Raw genomic sequence first — 21347 nt, forward strand, 5'->3', positions numbered from 1 at the left:
TCGCCGACCTGGCCGAGATCCACCACCAGGCCCTGCAGGTGGCCGTCCGCACTGGCGACTGGGCGGGCCAAGCCCGCGGGCACAACCAGTTGGGCTGCATCCACAAGAACCAAGGTCGCTTCGAGCCTGCGGTCGAGCAGTTCGAGCGTGCTCTCGTGTGCTGGGATCGAGCAGGTCTGCCCCTGCGTAAGGCGGGCACCCTCCACAACCTCGGCACGACCTACGGCAAGCTGGGGCGGTTCGACGACGCGCTTGCCACCATGGACGAGGCGATAGCGACAGCTCGAGCGAGCGGCCAGCGCGACTACCAGGCGTCCATACTCAACGGCCGGGCCGGGGTGCTGATCAGAATGGGCCGGCTGGACGACGCGATCGACGCGGGCCGAAAAAGCTTGGAGATCTGGGTGGAGTTCGACGATCCCTGCGGCGAGGGAGCGGCGACCGACACGCTGGCCGATGCCTACCGACGCGCCGGCAGGCTCGTTGAGGCCGAGGCCGGATACCGGAGGGCGGTCTACCTCCACCACAAGGCCGGTCACCGCGCGGTGGAGGCCGTTTCTCTGTGGGGGCTCGGCGACACCCTGCACGATCTTGGACGGCAGGACGAGGCACGGAAGTGCTGGCACCAGTCAGCTCGGATTCTGCGTGATGTCCATCTCCTCACCGAGGAGGAGCTGGAGGTCCTGCTCGCCCAGGACCTCCCTCAACCTCCCGACCCCGTCAAGCACTTCTAGCGCGGGAGGGCGTTGATCAGATCGGTGATCGCCGTGTAGACGACCTGCTCGGAGAGGAACCTGCTCTTCGACTTGTCCTTGTCATAGACGTCGCCGCTGATGTCGACGGAGACGAAGTAGTCGCCAACCCGGGCGATCCCCCTCGGCGCTGCCGTGCCCGGGCGCATTCCGGAATGGGTGCCAGAACCGCGCTTGGCGCGCCGTTGGCACCAAGCCCCGGATTCCGCCTCCCCTCGGGGAATCCGGGAGAGCGGCCTGGACAGAATCAGCAGAGCATGTCCAAGTCAACGTATACCGAGTGGTTGTAGCGACGCTCGCCGGTGTTAAAGGTCACCCGCCTCTGACTTGCAGAGGTTGCGAACGTCCCATACCACGATCGCAGAACTCCGTCTCCATCCCGATACGAGATTCTGACCTCAGCCCGCTGCCGACAGCGGTCTGAGCTGTTCGTGTCCTGAACCGTTCCCGTGACCGATCTCTTGCCGTCGAAGTTGTCGCAGATCCAGTAGGCCAGCCTGCCTCCAGAGGTGTACTGGGTCGGCTTTTCCCAGCAGGTGCCTGCGGCGGCGGGCGCCGTGGTCAAGACGGTGACAGCCGAGAGGCTCAGGACGGCACTGCCCATGAGGGCGGCGAAGCGTTGTGCGGACTTCGTTGTTCTCCTTCGCTGCAAGTTGGAATGCCACGCTAGACGGGGTGGGTATACCGGTGGTATGCCGCGCTCCGGCAGAAGCCCGCCGCGCCGGTCTCAGCAACGACTACATCAGCCCGGGAGGGCCCGGCGTTCACAGAGCTGCCGTCTGCTCCTGGAGCAAGGCGACGAAGACGGCCGGCGCTAGGCCGCCTGTCTCCGCTGGGGTTGGGAAAGCGGGCTGGTCAGCAGGGTCGCTGTCGAGCTGGCGGCTGCGCGAGGACATCAAGATCCTCAAGCGAGGGGTTCACGAGTAGGGCCGGCCTGGGGCGGAGGAAGGGCCGGGAAGATCGCTTCCCAGAAAGGCAGTGATCGTTTCCCGAGTTGGCAAGGGGTCTCGACCGTCGGTGCTCCAGCGGCAGGCGTTACAGGAGCCCAAAGGACCCCCGGCCGATGCCAGGGTCCTTGTCACGCCCCGTCTGTCATTCGCTCACGTGACTGTGGCGGGCTGGGCGGACAGGAGGGTCTGTACCCAGCCGCCGACGTCGACGGTGCCCCGGCCGGTCAGGTCGTCGCCTCGGCCGTCGTAGGGGTTGACGTCGCGGTAGTGGTACATGGAGTTGTCGCGGTGGTGGCCGAAATAGACACCCCCGCCAGGCGACAGCAGGTGGTCGAAATTCTGCCAGGTGGAGTCGCGTAGCTGGTAGCGCTTCCAGATGCCGGCACCGCTGATGTTGTAGGAGATGAGCTGCCCTCCGGCCGTGGTGCCGAGGATCCAGTCGTCTCCGGTGGCAGTGAGGGTTTTGAGGGTGAAGCCGCTGCCGATGGCGATGTTGCCGGTGATGTCGGCAAGGGCAGGTTTGGCGGCGGTGATGGTGTAGCGGTGGAGGGTTCCGTTCTCGATGCCGAACAGGTGGCTGGTGCCGTCGTAGGCAAGCAGGTCGTGGGTGTAGCCGCTGCCCAGCAGGAAGGGCGGGTTGAAGGTGAGGCTGTCACGGTTGCTCTGCACGTCGACGCGATACAGCTTGCCGTTGGCGTCGGTGAGCAGGATGGTGTTGGAGTTGAGTGTGGCCATGGCCTTGGGCGTGAAGCCGAGGGTGGCTGTGGACACGACCGCGCCGTGGGTGCGCTTTCCGGTGGCGGCGTCGATGGTGGTATAGGTCAGCTGCCCGTTCGGCAGCACCCCGTACACCGACGTGACGCCCTTTGGTCCGCCGAAGTGCGGGTTCTGCGCGTGGGTGAGGGTCTCCCAGCCCAGGAAGTGCGACACTCCGTCGGGGCGGCTCTTCTCGACCCACTGCTTGGCATAAGGAACATCGTCGTACCCGAGACGGTGGTGCAGCGCGTTGAAGCCGACCTCGAAGTGCTTCCCGAGGTCCTTGGTGACCTTTCCGCCGCACAGCCACGAGGGCACCGTCCCGCCCAACTGCAGGCGAGCGTGGAAGTCCATGGCGCGTCGCAGCCGGTGCTTGGCCACGGCGTACAGGTCCACACCTTGGTGGCCGGCCGTCTCGGCGACGTGGGAGATGGCCGCGAGGCCCCAGCCGGTGTGCCAGAAGTCCCGGCAGGTCTCCTGGGTCAGCCCGTCCACAAACGTGGTCTGCCCGTGCCAGTATTCGATGATCTCCGCTTTGGTGTCGTACTTGCTGTTCGGCGGCGCCTTGGGGTACGAGCCGTCCGTCTTGAGGTAGATGTAGGCGGGCAGCCTGCCGCGCCAGGTCGCGATCGCCCGGTCAAAGGAGGCCCGGTCGTCGAGGTGCACGGCGATGCCGATGGCGGCATCGGTCATGATCAGTTCCCAGTTGCCGTTGTTGTCGGGCCTTCCGGCGATCAGGGTCGGGAGGTACACGGTGCGCAGCTTGCCGGCGAACCGGCCGGCCTGGGTCCACCCGGTGTAGGTGTGCTTGATGAGTTCGGCGGCGCGGGAGAAGTTGGCGCCCGCCCACCCGGTCTGCAGTGGCGCGTTGTCCCCGGTGTGTTTGATGATCATGGCTGACCAGGCGTCCATGATCTGGATCGCCTTCTTGGCGTAGCGGGAGTCCTTGGTGAGGTACCACTGGAGGGCGTGCGTGTAGGCCGCCATGGCGTCCTCGCGCTCGTCCGAGCAGCCGTTGTCGGGATTCGACGACGGGCCGCAATTCACCTCGTCGCGGGGGTGGGCCGTATAGGACAGCTGGGCAAAGCGATGGCGTTGCAGGGCATTCCAGGCAGACTTCCACGGCTCGTTGCCGAGGTTGGCCCTGACGAAGTCGAGCTGAGCACGGCTGACCAGAACGCCAGGATGCTTGAACACGGCCGCCTGCGCAGGCTGCGGCACAGATAAGGCAGCGACCACGAGCACGGCGGCGACAAGAGGACGGACGAGACGCACGGGCTTCCTTCCAAGATTCGGACGCCCATTCCTCCAGCCGTCGGCTCAGATGTCAAGGCGTTCGGGCTGTGGAGGGGTGCCTGCTATACCGAGCGCATACCGCACCCTGGCGATCTGGGGTACCTGACCACGGCCACGACCAACCGGACCCCATGACCGCGTGCGCTGACTGGCTCGTCCCCGTGACTGGAGAAGTGCGCCACCTGTGATCACTCTGTACTGTCGTGGCGGCCCCTGCACTCGTCCGCGCCAGCCGTCCGGCGTGCTTTTAGCCGTCCGCCGGGAGCGCCAGCGGGAGGCGGCGGCGTTCACCGAAACGGCGGCGCGCGGCCCCTTGGGGCCGCCTTGATGCTCACAACGTACGGCGCGACTTCCGTAACGCCATAAGAGGCGTCAAGGGCATCTATGCCGACGCATGGACACCACGTGAGCTACGGCACAGCTTCGTGTCGCTGCTCTCTGATGATGGAGGTCTATCCATAGACGAGATCGCAAAGCTGTGCGGACACGCCAGCACGGCTGTGACCGAGACCGTGCATCGACACCAGATCCGCCCCGTGATCCAAGCCGGCGCGCTGGCCATGGACCGCATCTTCGACGACAGGTAGCCCGGGGAGGCCGATGCCGCCTGAGGTGCGGCGAGAGCCGTTGTCGGTGGATCACGCCAGTGACCGAACCCTCGCGAGTAGACGGTGTCGTCGTCCCGAGGGAGCTGCGAAGCGGGGGTCCGGCCGTTCGGCCGCTTGCGCTCTCTCCAGGGGTACGGCTGCGCCGCGGGGACTCCCAGTCGTCGTGGCCGGGGTCTGTCCAGGGACACGGCCAGGTGGTGTGCGTGGCTGGTCGCCGTTACGGCCGAACGGGAACATACCGCGGATATACCGTACCTCCCTACATTTGCCCTTTGTTCGCAACCGAATCATCCTCGGCACGAGAGGGCACAGTGCAAATGGCAAGCATCCTGCGGAAGACCGCGATCTTCGGAGCTCTGGGGCTGGCGTTGTCGATCATCCCGGCGGCCACCGTCTCGGCCTCGGCAACCAGTGGGCAGCGGGAGCTCTACGACAAGTGCGCAGACGACGACACCGACTACGAGTACTACGGGATCCTCAGGGCCTTCTACACGCCGAACGGCCACTCTGACGTGGTCGACAAGATCGACTACTTCCTGGGCACCGAGAACGGCCGGGAGCTCGGAAAGAAGAGCAATGTCAGATTGAGGATTCGCGAGTCCCTGCCCGATCGGCCCGACAAGACGCTGTGGGAGTGGGAATCCGGAGACGACATCAAGCCGGGCTGGCACTCCAAGAAGCCCTACAGGCAGGTGGCCTACAAGACGAGGTGGCACGTCGACGCCAAGTTCACCTTCGACGTTTACGGCATCGACCCGCGGAGCGTCTGCACCACCAACAAGGCCTGACGCCACATGACGGGGGTGCCGCGGCGCCCTCACTCGCCTAGGAGAAGCATCTGTGATGTCCCGAGCCGTGCTCGCCCTGCTGGTGTTCCTGACCGGCTGCAGCACCGCGACCGCTCAGCCGGAGCCCGACGCGCGGCCGCCGGCGATCGTGGCCGTGTCCGCGGAGGGCGCTGTGGTGGCCGACAACCGGGGCGAGGCGTTCTACGGGCTGGACCGGGCGGGCAGGGAGGTCTGGCGGGACACGGCGGCCTACTCCGAGGGTGCCGACGTGGTCTGCCAGGCGCGCTGCCCCGACCCGGTGTTCTCCGGTGCGGCAGAGGGCCCCGATCCTGAGCCGCGTTCCCTCTCCGGCGCGTTCGCGAAGTTCGATGCCCCGATCAAGCGGGTGTTGACGGCGCGTGATGCCTCCGACGCGGTGATCGTCGAGAGCGACGGCTCGGAAAAGGGCAGGCTGCGGCTGATCCGGCCAAAGGACAAGGAGAAGCGTATCCCGGTGGACAGCGGCTTCTCCTGGGCGGAGGACGCGTCCAGGACGATCGCGGTCGCGTCCACTGGGAAGCAGGTGCTGTGGTTCCGGCACGATCGGCGGGGCTGGCGCGAGACCTCCCGCAACACGATCGGTGAACCGGCCAGGCCGATCTGTACGTCGGGCACCACTGCGGTGGTCACGGGGGAACGCGCCTACCTGCTGACCCCCTCGGGCAAGCCAGTGCCGATCACCACCAGCCTCGAAGCCATCGCCGGATGCGCCGCCGGGACGAAGGGCCTGGTCGTGTACGCCCACTGGAAGGACGGCAAGGACAGGCGGTTCACCGGCATCCGAGGTGTCGACCTCCTCGGCAAGCAGACGTGGACACGCGAGATCGCCGACGAGGCGCAGATCCGCGCCCATCCCTCCGGCGCAACCTTCGTGATCACCTACGGCGGGACGGCCGAGGTGGTCGACGGATCCGGCCGCTCGGTGGCCACGCACCCGGGCACCGCTTCTGCCGCCTACACCGCCGACGGCGCGCTGGCACTCCTGACCACCGCAGGAAAACTGCGCTGGGTACACGCCTCTTGACGACTTCTGTAACGCAGTTCTAATGTCATCGTCACATTCCTGGACTGTAACTTTCATCGGCAAATGGACGAAACCCTCGGCCATTTACCGACGGTTTCGGCGCTATTTGGCCGGAGCAGACACTCCACGCTGTACCGAGCTCTGGACTGCGAGTCGATTTCGCGGCCCGGACTTCGCTCTCTAACGCGTGCGCTGTCCTCGCTCTCAGTCCTGACCGGATGCGTCCTGCTGCACTCCGAGCAGGATCAGGTGCTGACCGACGTGTGCTCGGGGCGGCTGATCGGCCAGGCCGACCTTGCCGCCGCCGGCGTGCTCCCGGTCCCGGAATCAGCGAAGAGGCCGCCGAAGCCGGCGCAGGCCGGGCGCGTCCTCCTCCCAACAGCTGACTCTTAATCCGCAGCCGCGACAACTCCCCGCGCATCGTCGCTCGCATCATGCATGCCACCATGACCGTTAATCCCTCCGCGCCGAAGGGGCCACTGCCGCTCGGGGGCGACGAGTTGCACCGGATACGAATGCTTGGTCCGGTAATCATCGCCAAACCTTGACTTCGCATGCTGTCCGAATCAGGGCCTGATCACAGGTATTTGGAAAGGTGACAGGGATCAAGTGGGCCAGGTGATCGGGCCGCACCAACATGACACCGCCTCACCACAACGCAACACCACCGAACGACAGCATCCGCCGTGCACCGCGACCGCGGACTATACCGTTTAGCACGACCGACGGCGCTCAACTGCCGATCGATGAGGCCCATCAGCAGCGGCCGCGGTCATTCCGGGCCGACGTGCTGGAAACGGCGGTCTCCTCTCGAATGCACGGGTTTGTGCGCAGCTGCACGCCAGAGCCGCCCTTACTCGGTGGCGCCTCCGAGAAGCAATGCGCGGTGAGATGACGACGACGCCGTGTGGAGACCGCCGGTGCCCCGGCCCGGCGTTGACCGTCGGATTCGGCCTTGACCGTCGCCATCCAGGTGGGCGTCGATATGCCCTGTCCGGCACGGCCATCGATGCGGCGGGTGACGACCACGGGCGTGCTCGCCCGAGCATGCCACCGCATCGGCCGCGCTGGCCGGGAACACGACGACCCCGGCGCTCCACGCCGTACAGGCGACGGCACGGGCGTCAGGATCGCCGTGCGCCTGTGTCCAGCGATTGCCGGGGTCGCGGCTGAGCGGGACATCGCGGGATGAGTGCTCGGAACAGGACCTCCAAAGGCACGCCCTTCGATCAGGGCAGCCCTGCACCGGCCGCTTCGGGGATGGGCGCAGCAACCCTGTGCCGTGCGCCACCCCGCTCCCCTGCTCACCACCACACCAGCCCCGCCCAACAGCACCGAAGCGAACAGGAACGAGACACATCATGGCTGAGGGACGCACGTTCAAACGCTGTTCCTGCCGCGACAGCGACGGTAAGGAACTCAGGCAGAAATGCCCCAAGCTCCGCCGCTCCGACGGCGGATGGAGCTACCGGCACGGCATCTGGAACTACCAGATTGAACTCCCGCCCAGCCCCGACGGCAAGCGGCGCGGGCCGCTGCGCCGCGGCGGCTTCGCCACCCAGGACGCAGCAAAGGACGAACGCGGCCACGTTCGTGACCTGCTCGCACTGGCCGATCCGCGTGAGCCCGCCACTCGCACCCAGATCGCTGACCTGATCAAACGCACCCTGGCCGAGACCGACACACTGCCGGATGCAGAGACCGTCCGCCGAAAGATCAAGACCGGGCAGCATCTGACCCACGAGATCACCGTCGAGCAGTGGCTGGCGGAATTCCTCAACCGCAAGCGGAAGATCGAGGAAACAACCCGCCGCACCGACCCCGACCCGCAGGTACGGGCGAGCGTCAAGTACCGGCGGTCGATCAGCATCGCCACCATGCACCGCATCCGCGCCACCCTCCGCCACGCGCTCAACATGGCCATGCGGCAAGACCGGCTGATCGACTTCAACCCGGCCGCCGTTTTGGAGATGGCCGCGCACACCCGGCCCAAGCCGTTGGTGTGGACCGACGACCGAGTCCGCGCCTGGCAGCAGGACTACCGCAGCTACCGGGAGAGGGAAAAGCAACTCCGGGGTGGACGGCGGGTCCATCCGATCGACGCCTACACCAGCGTGCCCCGCCCCTCCTCAGTGATGGTGTGGACACCAGCACATACCCGCCGGTTCCTCAAAGAAGCCAAAGCTCACCGCCTGTTCGCCCTCTACCAGCTCATCGCACTCCGCGGCCTGCGACGGGGCGAGGCGTGCGGGCTGCGCTGGAAGGAGATCGACCTCGACGGCCAGACCTTGACCGTGAACTGGCAACTCGTCCAGCTGGCCTGGGAGGTTCATGAGGGCACGCCGAAGACCGACGCCTCCGTGCGCACCATCGCCCTGGACACCGACACCGCTCAAGTGCTGCGCGCCCACCGGCAGCAGCAACTTCAGGAACGGCTCGCCATGGGCGAGGCGTGGACCGACAGCGGGTTCGTCTTCACCCAGTCCGACGGCAGCCGCCTGCATCCCCAGCACGTCTCCGACCAGTTTCTCTGGCTGGCCTACCTGGCCGGGCTACCGCCCGTCCGACTGCATGACCTGCGCCATGGCGCGGCCTCGCTGATGCTGGCGGCCGGGGTGGAAATGAAGGTCGTGCAGGAAACCCTGGGACACACCTCCAGCGCGTTCACCGCCGACACCTACACATCTGTCTACCCGCAGGTGGCCACGGCTGCGGCCGAGAAGACGGCGGCCCTGCTCTTCGGCGAGGAAGACCAGGCCTCGTCCGGGAAACTCATCTCGCTGAGGAGCTGACAGTCGGATTAAGCATCCGGCCCCGCATTCCCCGCCTTCTCGTGGCGAGGCGGGGCCCGTATAACCGCAGGTCAGAACATGATCAAAGCGCGCCCTGCAGGATTCGAACCTGCGACCGTCGGATTAGAAGCAAGGTCCTTTAGTGTCGCGCTGTGCCGTTGGGTGGCAGTTCGCGCCACCTCGGCGCGGTTTGCGTGTCAGGCAATGCCGTGTCCTGACGCCGTATGACGGGGCGTACGAGCACGCACCGAGCACGACGAACACCCTGATTGATCATGGCATCGTGGATCCGCAGAATATTTCCCGTGCTCCAGCCACGCCGGCGCTATACAGAGATGACACCGCTGTGCTCGGCGCGTACTCCACACCCGAACGGTCCCTCCGTCACACCCATGGGTAGGCGCTTCAGGCAGACGGCCACGAAAGGTCCCGGCAGCCGGGCTCGTCTCCCGAGGGCCGCCTCCCGTGCCGGGATGGGTCCGATGCGCTCGCCCCCATGCCCGCCACAGTGCGGTAGCGGCAGGGCGTCCGACGCAGCGGTCAGCTGGCGCGCATCACCCGCGCCATCGCAGGGAGGAAGGTTCAGCCGGTGAACCGGGCCAGGAACTGGCCCTTGGCGTGCTCGTCGGTCTCCCTGGTGCCGTAGCCGGTGGCCCACAGGCCGCCGCCCGGCACAGCGCCGAGTTGCTTGATCCGGTAGTCGTCGAGTAGCGGCGGTTTCGGCGCCTGCTGCCAGGCAGTGCCGTTCCAGCGCAGCAGCACACCGACGCTGCGCGCGGTGGCGTCGTCCTGCCCGCTGCCTCCGGCCCACACCTCGGTGCCGTTCCAGGCCAGCGAGGTGATGGAGGATCCGTACCAGCCGGTGGTCGCCGGGGTCGGCGTCACCGTCCACTCGCTACCGTTCCAACGCATGGCGAACGCCTCGCGCTTCTTGACCGAAACGCCGTTGGCCTCGTAGGTGGTCCGCTGGCCGGCCGCCCACACCTCGCCGGGCCGCGCGGCCACCGCGTCCAGGGTGGTCTCGACCAGCGCTTCCTTCGGCGGATCCGGCAGCCGGGACCAGGTGTGGCCGTCCCAGTGCAGCACCAGGGTGTGCGCATCGGCGCTCGGCCCGTAGCGGTTGGTGGTGCCGACCGCCCAGACGTCGTCCGGCGCCAGGGCATGCACCGCGCTCAGGTCGGTGTTGCCCGCGAGCGGCGGGAGGCTCATCTTCTGCCAGGCGGTGCCGTTCCAGCGGATCACGCCGGCCGTGGAAACCGCATCGCTCGACTGGTCGGACCTGCCGACCGCGAAGGCAGTGCCGCCCACCGCGGCGACATCATCAAGGTAGAAAGGGTTGTTCTGTTCGGTCGGGTACGGAATGAGGGTCCAGGCCGTACCGTCCCAGTGGTAGGCGATGGTCGAACCGGTGGCCCACACGTCGTTCTCCGCGGCGGCCGACACCGAGGTCAGCGCGCCCCGGCAGGTGATATCCGGCCGGTCGTTCACCCATTTCTGACCGTTCCAGCGGAACAGGTCGGGGCAGACCACACCCGGCGGCGGGTACGGCCGGCCCTCCATCCGCACCTGCCCCACAGCCCAAGCTTGGGTGCCACTCAGCGCGGCGACATCGTTGAGTTCCTTGAGTTGCTTCTCGGATTCGGTGTACCCGTAAGGAAAGGACAGATGGTCCCAGACCGGCGCAAGTGTCGCGTCCGCCGGGGCCGCGGTCGCCAGGCCCGCGGTGAGCGCGACCGCGCCGAGAATTCTGCTGGATGTCAGGGATAATATTTTTCGCTTGGTCACGAACGCTTTCGTACCATCGCCGGTCAGCCGCGCACATGGCCTAGGGAAATGCATAGGGGCCCCAGGAGGAATCATAGGGGGCCCTAGGGGGCCTCACTGGCGCGTCCATTACGATAGGTAGGCGCGTGAGGCGGTCGGCTGGCCCGTCGCCGACCATATGCGAAGAGAATTCGTCACGGAGGACGGCCATCGAGCGCCAGCGTCCCGAGACTGGCCAGACGATCATTCATTCTGACCCGCGGGACGCGGTATACCAGCGCCTTGGCCAATGACGTTTTCTCGCTGAATTCCAGCTGATCTTCGGTGTTCGAAATGGAAGAGAACGAGCGCGGCGTGGACCAGATCGCTGACTTTGCCGGGGGCTGAGCGTTTCTGACGTATTGGCGGGGTCAGCGGTGGCGGTCCTGCGCCTGCCGACAATTACATCCGCCCAGGTCATGACTCTGCGACGGATTCACGTGGCGTACGCGAGTTCCAGTCGCCCGGGAGACGGAACCGCGTACGGCAGGATGATCGGTCGTGCTCCTCCGCCTGGCCTACCTCACCATTACCAACACCTTCGCCGCGCTGCGATTGCTGCCTACGAGCGATCGGTACAAGGACGCGGAGATTCTCGTCCTGCGTCACCAGATCACCGTCCTTGAACGCCAACTCGGCGCCGACACCAGAGTGAAATTCGCACCCGAGGACCGAGCCTTTCTTGCCGCCCTCCTCACCTCGCTGCCCCGCGAGGCTCTGCGCCGGCTGCGGCTTCTCGTCCGGCCGGACACCATCCTGCGCTGGCACCGCGACCTGACGAGACGTCGTCATGCCCGTACCTGCCGGCCGAAGCGACGTGGGCGCCCACCCACGGTCCGCTCCATCCGCGCTCTCGTCCTGCGCCTGGTCCGGGAGAACCCCGGCTGGGGCTACCGGCGGGTCCACGGAGAGCTCACCACGCTGGGCATCAAGGTGGCACCGTCCACGGTCTGGGAGACCCTCAAGCAGGCAGGTCTTGATCCGGCGCCCAAGCGGGCGTCCACCACGTGGGCCGACTTCCTGTGCTCGCAAGCCGACGCCCTGCTGGCTGCGATTTCATCGAAACCGTCACCTTGAACGGGCAACGCCAGTACATCCTGGCCGTCATCGAGCACGCCGCCAGGCGCGTCCGTGTGCTGGGGACCACGGCACACCCAAGCGCGACCTGGGTCACCCAGGCGATAAAGAACCTGGTGATGGATCTGGACGATGCGGGCTGCCGGGCGCGCTTTCTGCTCCGAGATCGGGATGGGAAGTTCCCGGCCATCATGGACGAGATTCTCGCCGAGGCAGACATCAAGACGGTGCTCACCGGCATTCGGATGCCGCGGATGAACTCGATCATGGAGCGATGGGTGCAGTCCTGCCGCCGTGAACTCCTCGACCGTTGCCTGCTCTGGAACGAACGCCACCTACGGCACGCCCTACGCGAGTACGAACACTTCTACAACCAGCACCGCGCCCACCAAGCCCTCAACCAAGCCGCCCCACTACGTCCCGCCCCGGACCCGATCACAGACCCCGGGCGAATCATCGACCTGAACATACGCCGACGAGACCGGCTCGGCGGAGTCCTCCACGAATACTCACATGCCGCTTGACCTGCATGGATGGAATTTTCGGCAGGCGCAGTGTTGCCTGTGCACACCGAGCCGCGGACCGCCGGCCACACTTACGACTGGCCCGAAATCGAGCGATCGCTCGGATTGCGGCTTCCGAGCGACTACAAGCGGCTGTTCGAGGTGTACGGGACGATCGGGATCAACGGCATCACGACCGGACACCTGGAGGATCTCCAGCAGCAGCACGAAGAGCAGGCGGAATATCTCGACTGGGAGGAAGACGAGGCGATGACCGTGCATCCCACGCCGGGAGGGCTGCTGTGGTGCGCAAACGCCGAAGGCCGCGACGGCGAGACCGGCGAGGAGATCTCCTACTCGGGTGCGCCGGGAGGCGGGCAAGGACGTGCTGGTGGACTTGCCGGACTATCAGGTGAGCCCCACGCCCGCCCTCTACGCCGACCTCAAGGTCCTCCTGAGCTCGCTTCAGCCGATCCCCAGCAGCCGCCGGGCGTTGCCCGAGTAGACGCCGGCGAGGATCTCGGCTGGCAGGTCGAGAGCGGAGATGCACCAGCGCCCCTGCGGCGGGGGCTCCAGGACCGAGTAGGGGAAGTACTCGTGAGCGGTCTCCAGGAAGCGAAAGTAGATCTCGTAGGCGGCCCGGCGCTGGATGACCTGGTCAGTGCCGAACAGGATCCGGCCGGGATGGCGGAGCACGAGCGCCCGGGTCCGCCGCGGCTGGCGGCCTAGCTCGCTGATCCGTGCGGCGATGTCGATGTGGAAGTTGGGATAGGAATCCAGCATCCGCGACACCCAGGCCAGGTCCTCGGCGTTGCATCCGGCGTGCAGCCCGATGAAGACCGTGCGCGGATGTGCGGCCACCAGCGCTTCCAGCGCCGCCATCAGGCGGGGGAAGCGCGGATGACAGGGGGCGGCGAACGACCAGTCGGGGTGCGCGAGGAGTTCCTCCAGCCGCTCGTTGCGCTCGTCGACCGGCTCAAAGAAGGCCACCGGGTCGGCGACGTGGATGGCGACCGGCACGCTCAGCTCCGCCGCCTGCTCCCAGAGGGGAGCCAGCCGCCGGTCGTCGGGCAGGACCAGCGCGCCGTCGCCGTCGCGCACCGACAACCCCAGGTCCTTCCATACCTTCAGTCCCCGGGCGCCGGCCGACACCGAGCGGGCCAGACTCGTGGCGAGCTGTTCGCCCGGCGCGGGCCCGGTCAGGGCGGTCCAGTCGACGTGACAGTACGTGGCGAAGCGCCCGGGATGGCGGCGGTCGTAACGGTCGAGGTTGGCCTCGAGCTCCGCGCCCCAGCGGCCGTCCAGGTTGACCATCGCCGAGAGGCCCACGGAGTCCATCAAGCCGATCAGCGCGGGGACATCCGGCGCGGCCCAGCGTCCCTCCGTGAGCCAGCGCCCCAGATGCGTGTGCGCGTCCACCGCCGGCGTCGCGGCCCAGGCCGGCGGCGGAGGAAGCGGCGGCAGGCTGGAAACGGGCCGGTAGTCGGACAAGCGCAGATCCCGCATGGACTCCCCGCCCGGTCAGCCGTGTCTCCACGCTCTGCGGAGCATGGCGTAGTCGTCGTCGGTGAATGCCTCGCCCGTGGTGTCCAAATGGGTGGCGTACAACAGGCTGGGCACGCCGAGCTCGGGCTGGAGGCTCATGTACTCACGGAACGCGGTCAGGGAGGGCATCGGGTGGCCGTTGGTGTCGATCAGCCACCCAGGGTCGGCCAGGCGGGCCATGGCGGCGCTGTGCCGTGCCTCGCTCACGACGGATTCGGGGAAGCGTGACCAGGGGCTGATGCGCACCATGTCCTGCACGTCGGCCAGGTAGGGGTTGGGCGAGTGTCCGCTCAGAAGCGCGTCCGGCCGGATGTCCTTGGCCGTCTCGTAGAGCAGGCTCAGGTACGCACGCGCCGCCTCCAGGCCGAACAGCCGCCCCGAGCCCTCGGGGAAGGCCATGCCGTAGCTTCCGGGCGTGGCCCACATGTGGTCGATTTTGAGCCCGTCGGCGTCGAGCCCGTCAGCGCCGAGCAACGCCCGCACCTGCTGCCTGATGCGCTCGCGCACGGCCGGCAGCGTGATGTCCACGGCCAGCTTCGTTCCGGCGGGCAGGGTGTTCATCGGCAGGTTGCCCTTGGGGGTCTTCGCCCGTCGCCCGGGCCTGTTCGGCAGTCCCAGGCTCACCTCGGGCCGGTAGGTGACGCAGTCGCCCGCCGGTATGTCCTCCGTGTCCCATGGGCTCCACCAGATGAGCACGCGCTTGCCCCGCCGGTGCAGAGCCTCGATGAAACCGGGCAGATCAGGCCACCGGCCGACGTCCACGTCCTTGAGGCCACCGGAGAGAAACCAGCGGGCGTCCACGACCAGCGTTCCCCACGGAAGGTCGTGGGCGTTCAGCCGGTCGAGCATGTCCCGATAGTTGGCCTGGGCGCAGAGCATGTAGGCGGCGTTGTCCGGCTGCCGCTCCGCCCCGCTGCGCACGCGGAACAGATCGGCCTGGTAGCACTGGTGCCCCCAGCCGGACACGATCGGCCTGCTCCACCACTCCGGCTGCTCCCGGACCGGGCTGGGCACCAGCCCCGAGTCGCGCAACACGTCCACGTAGGCGGCCACGGCCAGCTCGGCGGTGTCGCCGCGGACGATCACCATGTGCGGAGTCAGGTACGTGCCCGTGACCCGAAGGGCTCCCCAGCAGGTGAGGGCGAAGGAGAAGTCGGCGCCGCCGAGATATTCGAAGTCGGAGAACAAGTGCTCACCCGGGCGCACCGCCAGGCCGAACGCCAGCCATTCCCGGCTGGGGTCAGCGGCGACCGCGAAGCACAGCAGCCCGGGATTGGCGATGAGATTGCCCCCGCAGTATTCGCTGTCTCCGGCGACACTGATCTGGGCGTACTCAAATGGTTCGAATTCGCGTCGGCCGTAATAGTTCGGCTCGGGCGAAAAGACCCGCCGAAACGATATGGGCGAGCCCGTCGTATAGGCGCGCACCGGGGTCCGGCCGTAATCGATGAGATGCATCGTCCGGGTCGAGAACGGGCGGTGGTCGCGATCGGGTATGACGTCGAAGTACCGGATGCGATCGATCAGTCCTTCGCCGTAGATCTCGGCGTGGAAATCCAGATGTCCGGGATGGATGTCGAGGTGATAGCGCTTGCTCCAGAGCGTGCTCTTCGCAGTCCAGTCCAGCCTCTCGTGGGTGCCCTGGTCGGCGACACCGTGCCAGGACACCGACACGTTGCGGTCGAAGGATTCCAGGGTGTCGGCATTGACGTCCAGCCGCAGGAACTGGCGGAAGCCGTCGAGTCCGATCTCCATGCCCGGCAGTTCCGGATCGACGGTAACGCCCCAATGGGACCGCAAGAACTCAACCGGATCGCGCATATACCCACCTTGAATCGGGTGCTTGCTGCCGGGCCAGCAAAGTAAACCACAGAACGACCTACCGGAAAAGATGTTGACTTCGCGGCGGATCGGTAGTTCAACGGAGGCAGCAAACGAGTCAGACGGAGCCGCGGATGTCACTCGTTGGAAAATGGGACAGCCTTTATGCCGGGATCATCGAGCCGACGCCCTTCGGCGAAACCACCACCTACGAAATCGGCGCGCGTTTCCTGGCCGACTGCGCGGAGATCGAGGACTGGGGATGCGGCCGGGGCTGGCTGCGGACCTGCCTCATGCCCGGGCAGCGCTACCGCGGCATCGACGGCTCGCGCACGCCCTTCGCGGACGCCATCGTCGATCTGACCACGTACAAGAGCGACGTCGAGGCGATCTTCCTGCGTCACGTCCTGGAGCACAACCGTGACTGGGCGGCGATCCTCGGCAACGCGGTCGCATCCTTCCGCCGCAAGCTGGTCGTCGTGTTGTTCACGCCGCTGGCGCCGGAGTTCCTGGAGATCGAGGTCCCGGAGACCATCCCGGTCTACCGCCTGCCCGAGGCAGAGGTCCTGCTGGCCTTCGGCGCCGCAACGGTCCGCCGTACGGACGTGCGGACCGACACCCAGTTCGGCGCGGAGACCGTGTTCTGCATCGAGAAGCCGGGGCCCTCGGCATGCGCGTCGGCGTCCTGACCGGCGGAAGGTCCCGCGAGCGCGCCCGGTCTCTTCTGTCCGGCAGAGCCGTCCATGCCTCACTGATGCGGCAGGGCGTCGACGCCGTGATGATCGACACCGCCGGCGCCGCCTTCCTGCGACGGCTGGGCACGGTCGACGTCGCGTTCCTGGCCATCGCCGGGCAGTATGCCGAGGACGGCAAGCTGCAGGGGCTGCTGGAGCATCTCAACATGCCGTACACCGGCTCGGGAGTGCTGGCCAGTGCGCTGGCCATGCACAAGTGCGCGGCCAAGGCGATGGTCGGCGCGCACGGCGTGGGCATTCTGCCCAGCCGCCAGTTGGACGACGGCCTGTCGGCGGAGCAACTCGCCGCCGAGCTGACCTCCGCCCTGGGGCTGCCGCTCATGCTCAAGCCCGTCTCCGAAGGCGGATCCATCGACATTCACCTGTCCGCCACCGAGCCGGAGCTCCTGAGCGCGATCCGCGCGCTGCGCTCCGGCGGACAGCAACTGTTCGCCGAGCGATTCTGCCCCGGCAGGTCGGTGACCGCGGCCGTCCTGGACCACGAGCCGGGCTTGTGGGTCCCGCCCCTCCTGGAAACCCGTCCCGTCAACGGCTTCTACGACTACCAGACCAAGAACGACCCCAGCAGGTTCACCCAGCACTGCCCTGCCGCGCTGCCGGAAAAAGCCGAGGTGCTCATCGCCGAATGGGCACGCGTCGCCCACCGGTCGCTGGGCTGCCGGGGCTACTCCCGCAGCGACTTCGTCGTGGGCGCCGATGGAGAGGTATGGTGGCTGGAAACCAACACGCTCCCCGGCTTATCGCGGACGGGGAACCTGGCCACGATGGCCGGGGCCGGTGGACTCGACTACGACGGGCTCGTCTCCTTTGTCCTGTCCACCGCGTTGCGCGCCCCGACCGGCTACCGGGCCTGAGCCCGGACGTGCGGCACAATGACCCGGTGAGCTGCCCAGCCTGTGCCAAGTGCCCGGATGGCGCGCGCGCGACGCTTCATCAAGGCGTGCCCGTCCACACCCAGTACATGAGCGCCGACCGTATCGCCGCCATCGTCTACCAGGGCGCCGACCCGGCCGACGACCCCCTCTGGATGACCTCGGGCGCGCGCACGCGGGAGGAGTACGGCCGCTGGTGCAGGCACTGCTGCGGCATGGCGTGCCTGCGCATGGCGCTCCACCATCGCGACGGCCACGCTCCGCCGATGCTGGAGCTGCTGCGCGGCTGCCTGGCCTACGGGGGCTACGTCGAGGACGATCAGGGCACGATCAAGGGGCTGTACTACGCGCCTTTCGCCGAGTACGCCCGCGCAGAGCACCTCCTGCCCGCCGAGGTGCACGCTCATCTCAGCCTTGACGGCGCCATCGAGCTACTGGCAGCCGGGCGTTTGGTGATGGCCTCGGTGCACAGGGAGATCCGCCGTCCCCACCTGCCCGCGCCCGGCCGCGGCGGGCACCTGGTACTCCTCACCGGATACGACGGCGGTCTCCTCCACCTGCACAATCCGTCAGGCCACACCCCGGAGGCCCGGCGCGCGGTCCTTCCGGCGGAGGTGTTCGCGACCTTCTTCGCCAACCGCGGGATCGACCTGCACCTTGCCCTTCCTTAGCCGTCCACCGGGTCACGCACGGGTTGTCGCCCTCGCCCAGTCAGCGCTGCGATCCGCTCGAACGTCAGCAAGATCGTCATGACGTCGTCCGCCGCAGCCGTATTCCCCGGCCGAAAGGACACCCGCCAGAACATCGACGAGTCCTACTGGACGAACATGGACGACAAGCTTGTCGCCTACTACATGCGTTCCAAGGTTGTCGCCGAGAAAGCCGCGTGGGGTCTCATCGCTACACCGGAGCACACCAAACTCGTCACCATCCTGCCCGGCGCGATCTTCGGACCATTCATGGACGGCCGCAACTCCAGCACCAACCTGCTGTTCACCACCACCCTGCGCGGCATCCCCAGCCCCAAAGCCATCTACCACGTCGTCGACGTGCGCGGTCTCGCCGACCTTCACATCATCGCCATGCGAAACCCCAAAGCCGATGGGGAGCGGTTCATCGCCCAACCCGGCGAGATCACCATGCCGGAGATGGCACGCCTGCCTGGTGACGGTGCGGGACGCGTGTCGTTCGCCAGGGCGAGTTTTGCTTGACCGAGACTGTGCTCTCACCTTCGATCACGCGGACTCTGCGCCTGCCGATAATCACATCCGTCCAGGTCATGACCATATGAGGGCTTCGCGTGGCGGCGCGAACTTCAGCCATCCAGGAGACGAACCAAGTGCGGAGCGATAATCGGCCGTGCTCCTTCGCCTGGCCTACCTCACCGTCACGAACGCCTTCGCCGCACTGCGGTTACTGCCCATGGGAGACCGGGGCAAGGACGTCGAGATACTTGCTCTGCGTCACCAGATCACCCTCCTCGAACGCCAACTCGGCGCCGACACCAGAGTGAGATTCGCACCCGAGGACCGAGCCTTTCTCGCCGCTCTCCTGACCTCGCTGCCCCGCGAGGTCCTACGCCGACTACGGCTCCTTGTCCAACCGGACACCGTCCTGCGCTGGCACCGCAATCTGATGAGGCGTCGTCACGCCCGTACCTGTCGGCCGAAGCGACGTGGGCGCCCGCCCACGGTCCGCTCCATCCGCACTCTCGTCCTGCGCCTGGTTCGGGAGAACCCGACCTGGGGCTATCGGCGGGTCCACGGTGAGCTCATCACGCTGGGCATCAAGGTGGCACCCTCCACGGTGTGGGAGATCCTTAAGCAGGCAGGTCTTGATCCGGCGCCCGAGCGGGCGTCCACGACATGGGCCGACTTCCTGCGCTCGCAAGCCGACGCACTGCTGGCCTGTGATTTCATCGAGACCATCACCTTGAACGGGCAGCATCAGTACGTCCTGGCCGTCATCGAACACGCCACCAGGCGCGTCCGTGTGCTTGGCGCCACCGCGCACCCAAGCGCGACCTGGGTCGCCCAGGCGATTAGGAATCTAGTGATGGATCTGGACGATGCGGGCTGCCGGGCGCGCTTTCTGCTCCGAGACAGGGACAGGAAGTTCCCGGCCATCATGGACGAGGTCCTCACCGAGGCCGGCATCAGGACGGTGCTCACCGGTATCCGGATGCCGCGGATGAACTCGATCATGGAGCGGTGGGTGCAGTCGTGCCGTCACGAGCTTCTCGACCGCTGCCTGGTATGGAACGAACGCCACCTGTGGCACGCTCTGCGCGAGTACGAACACTTCTACAACCAGCACCGCGCCCACCAAGCCCTGAGCCAGGCTGCTCCGCTGCGCACCGTCCCCGATCCGCTCACGGATCCAGAGCGAATCAGCGACCTGAACATACGCCGCCGAGACCGGCTCGCCGGCATCCTCCACGAGTACTCACACGCCGCTTTACCTGCATGGATGGAATTTTCGGCAGGCGCACAGTCCGCCAACGCGACGATCTCCTTCTTCGTCGTCCCGAACGTCCGCACCTCCTGGGCACGACGCTGCCGATCACGGTCGGATGGCACCCGGATACACACCTCCACCATGCCCTTGCCGACATCCAGGGCAGCGACCCGCTCCACATGCAACGGCTCGTCCTCGACCTCCTGCACCACATCCACCTCCCTCATCTTCCGACCCGGCGAGACCGCAGCCGTCCGGGGAAACCAAGGGCGATAAGCGGAAGTCTGGCCCGCGTGCACGAAGCGACAAGGAACGACCCTCAAGAAATCAGGCTCCCAGCGTCAGACTCATCCTCGGGCGCAACCGGCACCAAGAAACCACGACGTCACAGCCGGCCACCAGGCCCCATTTTCACGCCGGAACCGGCGTCCCGCAGCGATATGAAGGACTCATCCGGGATCGTGACGGCAATTTCCCCCGCTCGTTCGATGAGGTCTTCACCTCCAATGGCGTGAGGGTCATCAAGAAACCCACCCGGTCACCACGAGCAAACGCGTTCACCGCACGGTTCGTGAGAACACTACGCCGAGAGCGCCTCGATCACCTGCCCATCCATGGTGAGCGACACCTACGCAAGGCCCTGACCAGCTACGAACACCACTTCAACCACCATCGCCCGCATCAGGGCCGTTCCTTCCGCCTGCCCTTGCACGACCCCAGCGAAGTGATGATCAACATAAACCACCCGGATCCACCGCCGAAGGGCCGTTACAGGACTGATCGACGAGTACCGCAGAGCAACCTGACCACCCAGCAAACGCCCAGCTCAGCGACAGTATCCGCGTTTCGGCACCGCACAGGCGTCCAGCCCTTCGGCGATCTCGAGGTCGGTGCGCATCTGTATCGGATCTTCCCCGAACTCGAGATCACCTCACGTTCCGGGTTGCGCGGGGCGTTGTCACGACCGGACGGGCAGTCGGCGTAGTCCCAACTCCTGATCGCGGATCACGCGGGTGCGGCTGCCGAAGCAAACGCCGAGGGCGCGGGTCAGCGGCGCCGTGGTCTCACGTGCTGCCTGGGGGAGGTGCACACCAGTGCGATCATGATCGTCGATGTCGCCCAATCGCGCAGAGCGTTCAGCGCACGGGTTACCTTCATGGCGTCCTTCTCTCGATTCGTCGTGAGGCTCGGAAAGACCATCGGCGGTCGAGGTGGCCACCAGGAAGGCCGTTTCCTGTCCACTTACTGCTCATGAGGGCCGGGGTCACGGGCTCGCTGGTCGTCGGCACGAGCGGCCTGGTGTTCTCGAAAGGCCGTCGACACCGGCCATCGAGTGATCTGTCCGATGGTCAGGGGGCGACCATGCTGCGTTGACCGTATCCGTGACGGTTCACCTCGTTCGCCGAGTCGGCCGGCTGGGACGGCGTCGTCGCCAGGCTGCGCGAGCACGACCTGGGCGTGTTCGCCGCCGCCAACCCGCTGCGCAGCCTCTCGGGCGACGCCGACGTC

At 66.7% G+C, this 21347-nt stretch carries 17 protein-coding genes; 12 read left to right on the forward strand and 5 right to left on the reverse strand.

The features are described from left to right. Positions 1 to 734 (forward strand): tetratricopeptide repeat protein (locus ACIBI9_RS66570; RefSeq protein WP_397239224.1); only part of this gene is annotated, 734 nt, incomplete at its 5' end. Here ACIBI9_RS66570 and ACIBI9_RS66575 read toward each other — a convergent pair. Then, entirely contained in the window at positions 731 to 901 is a 171-nt protein-coding gene (locus tag ACIBI9_RS66575; RefSeq protein WP_397239226.1) for a hypothetical protein, read from the reverse strand. The two genes, ACIBI9_RS66570 and ACIBI9_RS66575, sit on opposite strands and share 4 nt — an antisense overlap. A 951-nt stretch (positions 902 to 1852) precedes the next feature. Further along, positions 1853 to 3733 carry an alginate lyase family protein gene (locus tag ACIBI9_RS66580; RefSeq protein ID WP_397239228.1) on the reverse strand — a complete coding sequence of 627 codons (1881 nt, stop codon included), beginning with the start codon at positions 3731 to 3733 and terminating at the stop codon, positions 1853 to 1855. Between the two features lie 946 nt (positions 3734 to 4679). Here ACIBI9_RS66580 and ACIBI9_RS66585 point away from each other — a divergent pair. The 3 genes from ACIBI9_RS66585 (at position 4680) to ACIBI9_RS66595 (ending at position 9005) form a co-directional block, all read left to right on the forward strand. After that, on the forward strand, positions 4680 to 5150 hold the full coding sequence (locus ACIBI9_RS66585; protein ID WP_397239230.1) for a hypothetical protein: 471 nt from the start codon (positions 4680 to 4682) through the stop codon (positions 5148 to 5150). Positions 5151 to 5205: 55 nt separating this feature from the next. Beyond that, complete coding sequence (locus ACIBI9_RS66590) at positions 5206 to 6213, forward strand: hypothetical protein (RefSeq protein WP_397239232.1); 1008 nt, start codon at positions 5206 to 5208, stop codon at positions 6211 to 6213. 1361 nt (positions 6214 to 7574) lie between these two features. Continuing rightward, positions 7575 to 9005, forward strand: a complete 1431-nt coding sequence (locus tag ACIBI9_RS66595; RefSeq protein WP_397239234.1) for a tyrosine-type recombinase/integrase — start codon at positions 7575 to 7577, stop codon at positions 9003 to 9005. A 582-nt stretch (positions 9006 to 9587) separates the two neighbouring features. Here ACIBI9_RS66595 and ACIBI9_RS66600 read toward each other — a convergent pair. Further along, complete coding sequence (locus tag ACIBI9_RS66600; protein ID WP_397239236.1) at positions 9588 to 10790, reverse strand: hypothetical protein; 1203 nt, start codon at positions 10788 to 10790, stop codon at positions 9588 to 9590. A 519-nt stretch (positions 10791 to 11309) separates the two neighbouring features. On the opposite strand from ACIBI9_RS66600, the gene ACIBI9_RS66605 reads away from it, so the two are divergent. Together ACIBI9_RS66605 and ACIBI9_RS66610 are read left to right on the forward strand one after the other, a co-directional pair. Beyond that, on the forward strand, positions 11310 to 11885 hold the full coding sequence (locus ACIBI9_RS66605) for a hypothetical protein (protein WP_397239238.1): 576 nt from the start codon (positions 11310 to 11312) through the stop codon (positions 11883 to 11885). After that, entirely contained in the window at positions 11882 to 12409 is a 528-nt protein-coding gene (locus tag ACIBI9_RS66610) for an integrase core domain-containing protein (RefSeq protein ID WP_397239240.1), read from the forward strand. The genes ACIBI9_RS66605 and ACIBI9_RS66610 overlap by 4 nt, the downstream gene beginning before the upstream one ends. 444 nt (positions 12410 to 12853) lie before the next feature. Here ACIBI9_RS66610 and ACIBI9_RS66615 read toward each other — a convergent pair whose 3' ends face one another. Beyond that, positions 12854 to 13894, reverse strand: a complete 1041-nt coding sequence (locus tag ACIBI9_RS66615) for an amidohydrolase family protein (RefSeq protein ID WP_397239242.1) — start codon at positions 13892 to 13894, stop codon at positions 12854 to 12856. A gap of 15 nt (positions 13895 to 13909) precedes the next feature. Further along, positions 13910 to 15754: a TIM-barrel domain-containing protein gene (locus tag ACIBI9_RS66620; protein WP_397239244.1), complete on the reverse strand. Its 1845-nt coding sequence runs from the start codon at positions 15752 to 15754 to the stop codon at positions 13910 to 13912. Positions 15755 to 15888: 134 nt separating this feature from the next. Here ACIBI9_RS66620 and ACIBI9_RS66625 point away from each other — a divergent pair, with 134 nt between their 5' ends. The 6 genes from ACIBI9_RS66625 to ACIBI9_RS66650 all read left to right on the forward strand — a co-directional run bounded on the left by ACIBI9_RS66625 (position 15889) and on the right by ACIBI9_RS66650 (position 20823). Further along, positions 15889 to 16443 (forward strand): hypothetical protein, encoded by a 555-nt coding sequence (locus tag ACIBI9_RS66625; protein ID WP_397239246.1) that lies wholly within the window; start codon positions 15889 to 15891, stop codon positions 16441 to 16443. Continuing rightward, positions 16425 to 17363 carry a D-alanine--D-alanine ligase gene (locus ACIBI9_RS66630; RefSeq protein WP_397239248.1) on the forward strand — a complete coding sequence of 313 codons (939 nt, stop codon included), beginning with the start codon at positions 16425 to 16427 and terminating at the stop codon, positions 17361 to 17363. The genes ACIBI9_RS66625 and ACIBI9_RS66630 overlap by 19 nt, the downstream gene beginning before the upstream one ends. A gap of 107 nt (positions 17364 to 17470) precedes the next feature. After that, on the forward strand, positions 17471 to 18052 hold the full coding sequence (locus tag ACIBI9_RS66635; RefSeq protein WP_397239250.1) for a C39 family peptidase: 582 nt from the start codon (positions 17471 to 17473) through the stop codon (positions 18050 to 18052). A gap of 51 nt (positions 18053 to 18103) precedes the next feature. Next, on the forward strand, positions 18104 to 18592 hold the full coding sequence (locus ACIBI9_RS66640) for a hypothetical protein (protein WP_397239256.1): 489 nt from the start codon (positions 18104 to 18106) through the stop codon (positions 18590 to 18592). A gap of 148 nt (positions 18593 to 18740) precedes the next feature. Further along, the gene (locus ACIBI9_RS66645) at positions 18741 to 20114 is read left to right on the forward strand and encodes an integrase core domain-containing protein (RefSeq protein WP_397239252.1); all 1374 of its coding nucleotides are present in this window, start codon (positions 18741 to 18743) and stop codon (positions 20112 to 20114) included. Between the two features lie 235 nt (positions 20115 to 20349). Then, on the forward strand, positions 20350 to 20823 hold the full coding sequence (locus ACIBI9_RS66650; RefSeq protein WP_397239254.1) for an integrase core domain-containing protein: 474 nt from the start codon (positions 20350 to 20352) through the stop codon (positions 20821 to 20823). The last annotated feature ends 524 nt before the right edge of the window (positions 20824 to 21347 follow it).

This window comes from Nonomuraea sp. NPDC050451 (assembly GCF_044458585.1).

Excerpts from the sequence above, each read along its gene's own strand:
- ACIBI9_RS66620 (WP_397239244.1), bottom strand. The coding sequence starts at position 15,754 with ATGCGCGATCCGGTTGAGTTCTTGCGGTCCCATTGGGGCGTTACCGTC.
- ACIBI9_RS66635 (WP_397239250.1), top strand. The coding sequence starts at position 17,471 with ATGAGCGCCGACCGTATCGCCGCCATCGTCTACCAGGGCGCCGACCCG.
- ACIBI9_RS66615 (WP_397239242.1), bottom strand. The coding sequence starts at position 13,894 with ATGCGGGATCTGCGCTTGTCCGACTACCGGCCCGTTTCCAGCCTGCCG.
- ACIBI9_RS66590 (WP_397239232.1), top strand. The coding sequence starts at position 5,206 with ATGTCCCGAGCCGTGCTCGCCCTGCTGGTGTTCCTGACCGGCTGCAGC.
- ACIBI9_RS66630 (WP_397239248.1), top strand. The coding sequence starts at position 16,425 with ATGCGCGTCGGCGTCCTGACCGGCGGAAGGTCCCGCGAGCGCGCCCGG.
- ACIBI9_RS66595 (WP_397239234.1), top strand. The coding sequence starts at position 7,575 with ATGGCTGAGGGACGCACGTTCAAACGCTGTTCCTGCCGCGACAGCGAC.
- ACIBI9_RS66585 (WP_397239230.1), top strand. The coding sequence starts at position 4,680 with ATGGCAAGCATCCTGCGGAAGACCGCGATCTTCGGAGCTCTGGGGCTG.
- ACIBI9_RS66625 (WP_397239246.1), top strand. The coding sequence starts at position 15,889 with ATGTCACTCGTTGGAAAATGGGACAGCCTTTATGCCGGGATCATCGAG.
- ACIBI9_RS66575 (WP_397239226.1), bottom strand. The coding sequence starts at position 901 with ATGCGCCCGGGCACGGCAGCGCCGAGGGGGATCGCCCGGGTTGGCGAC.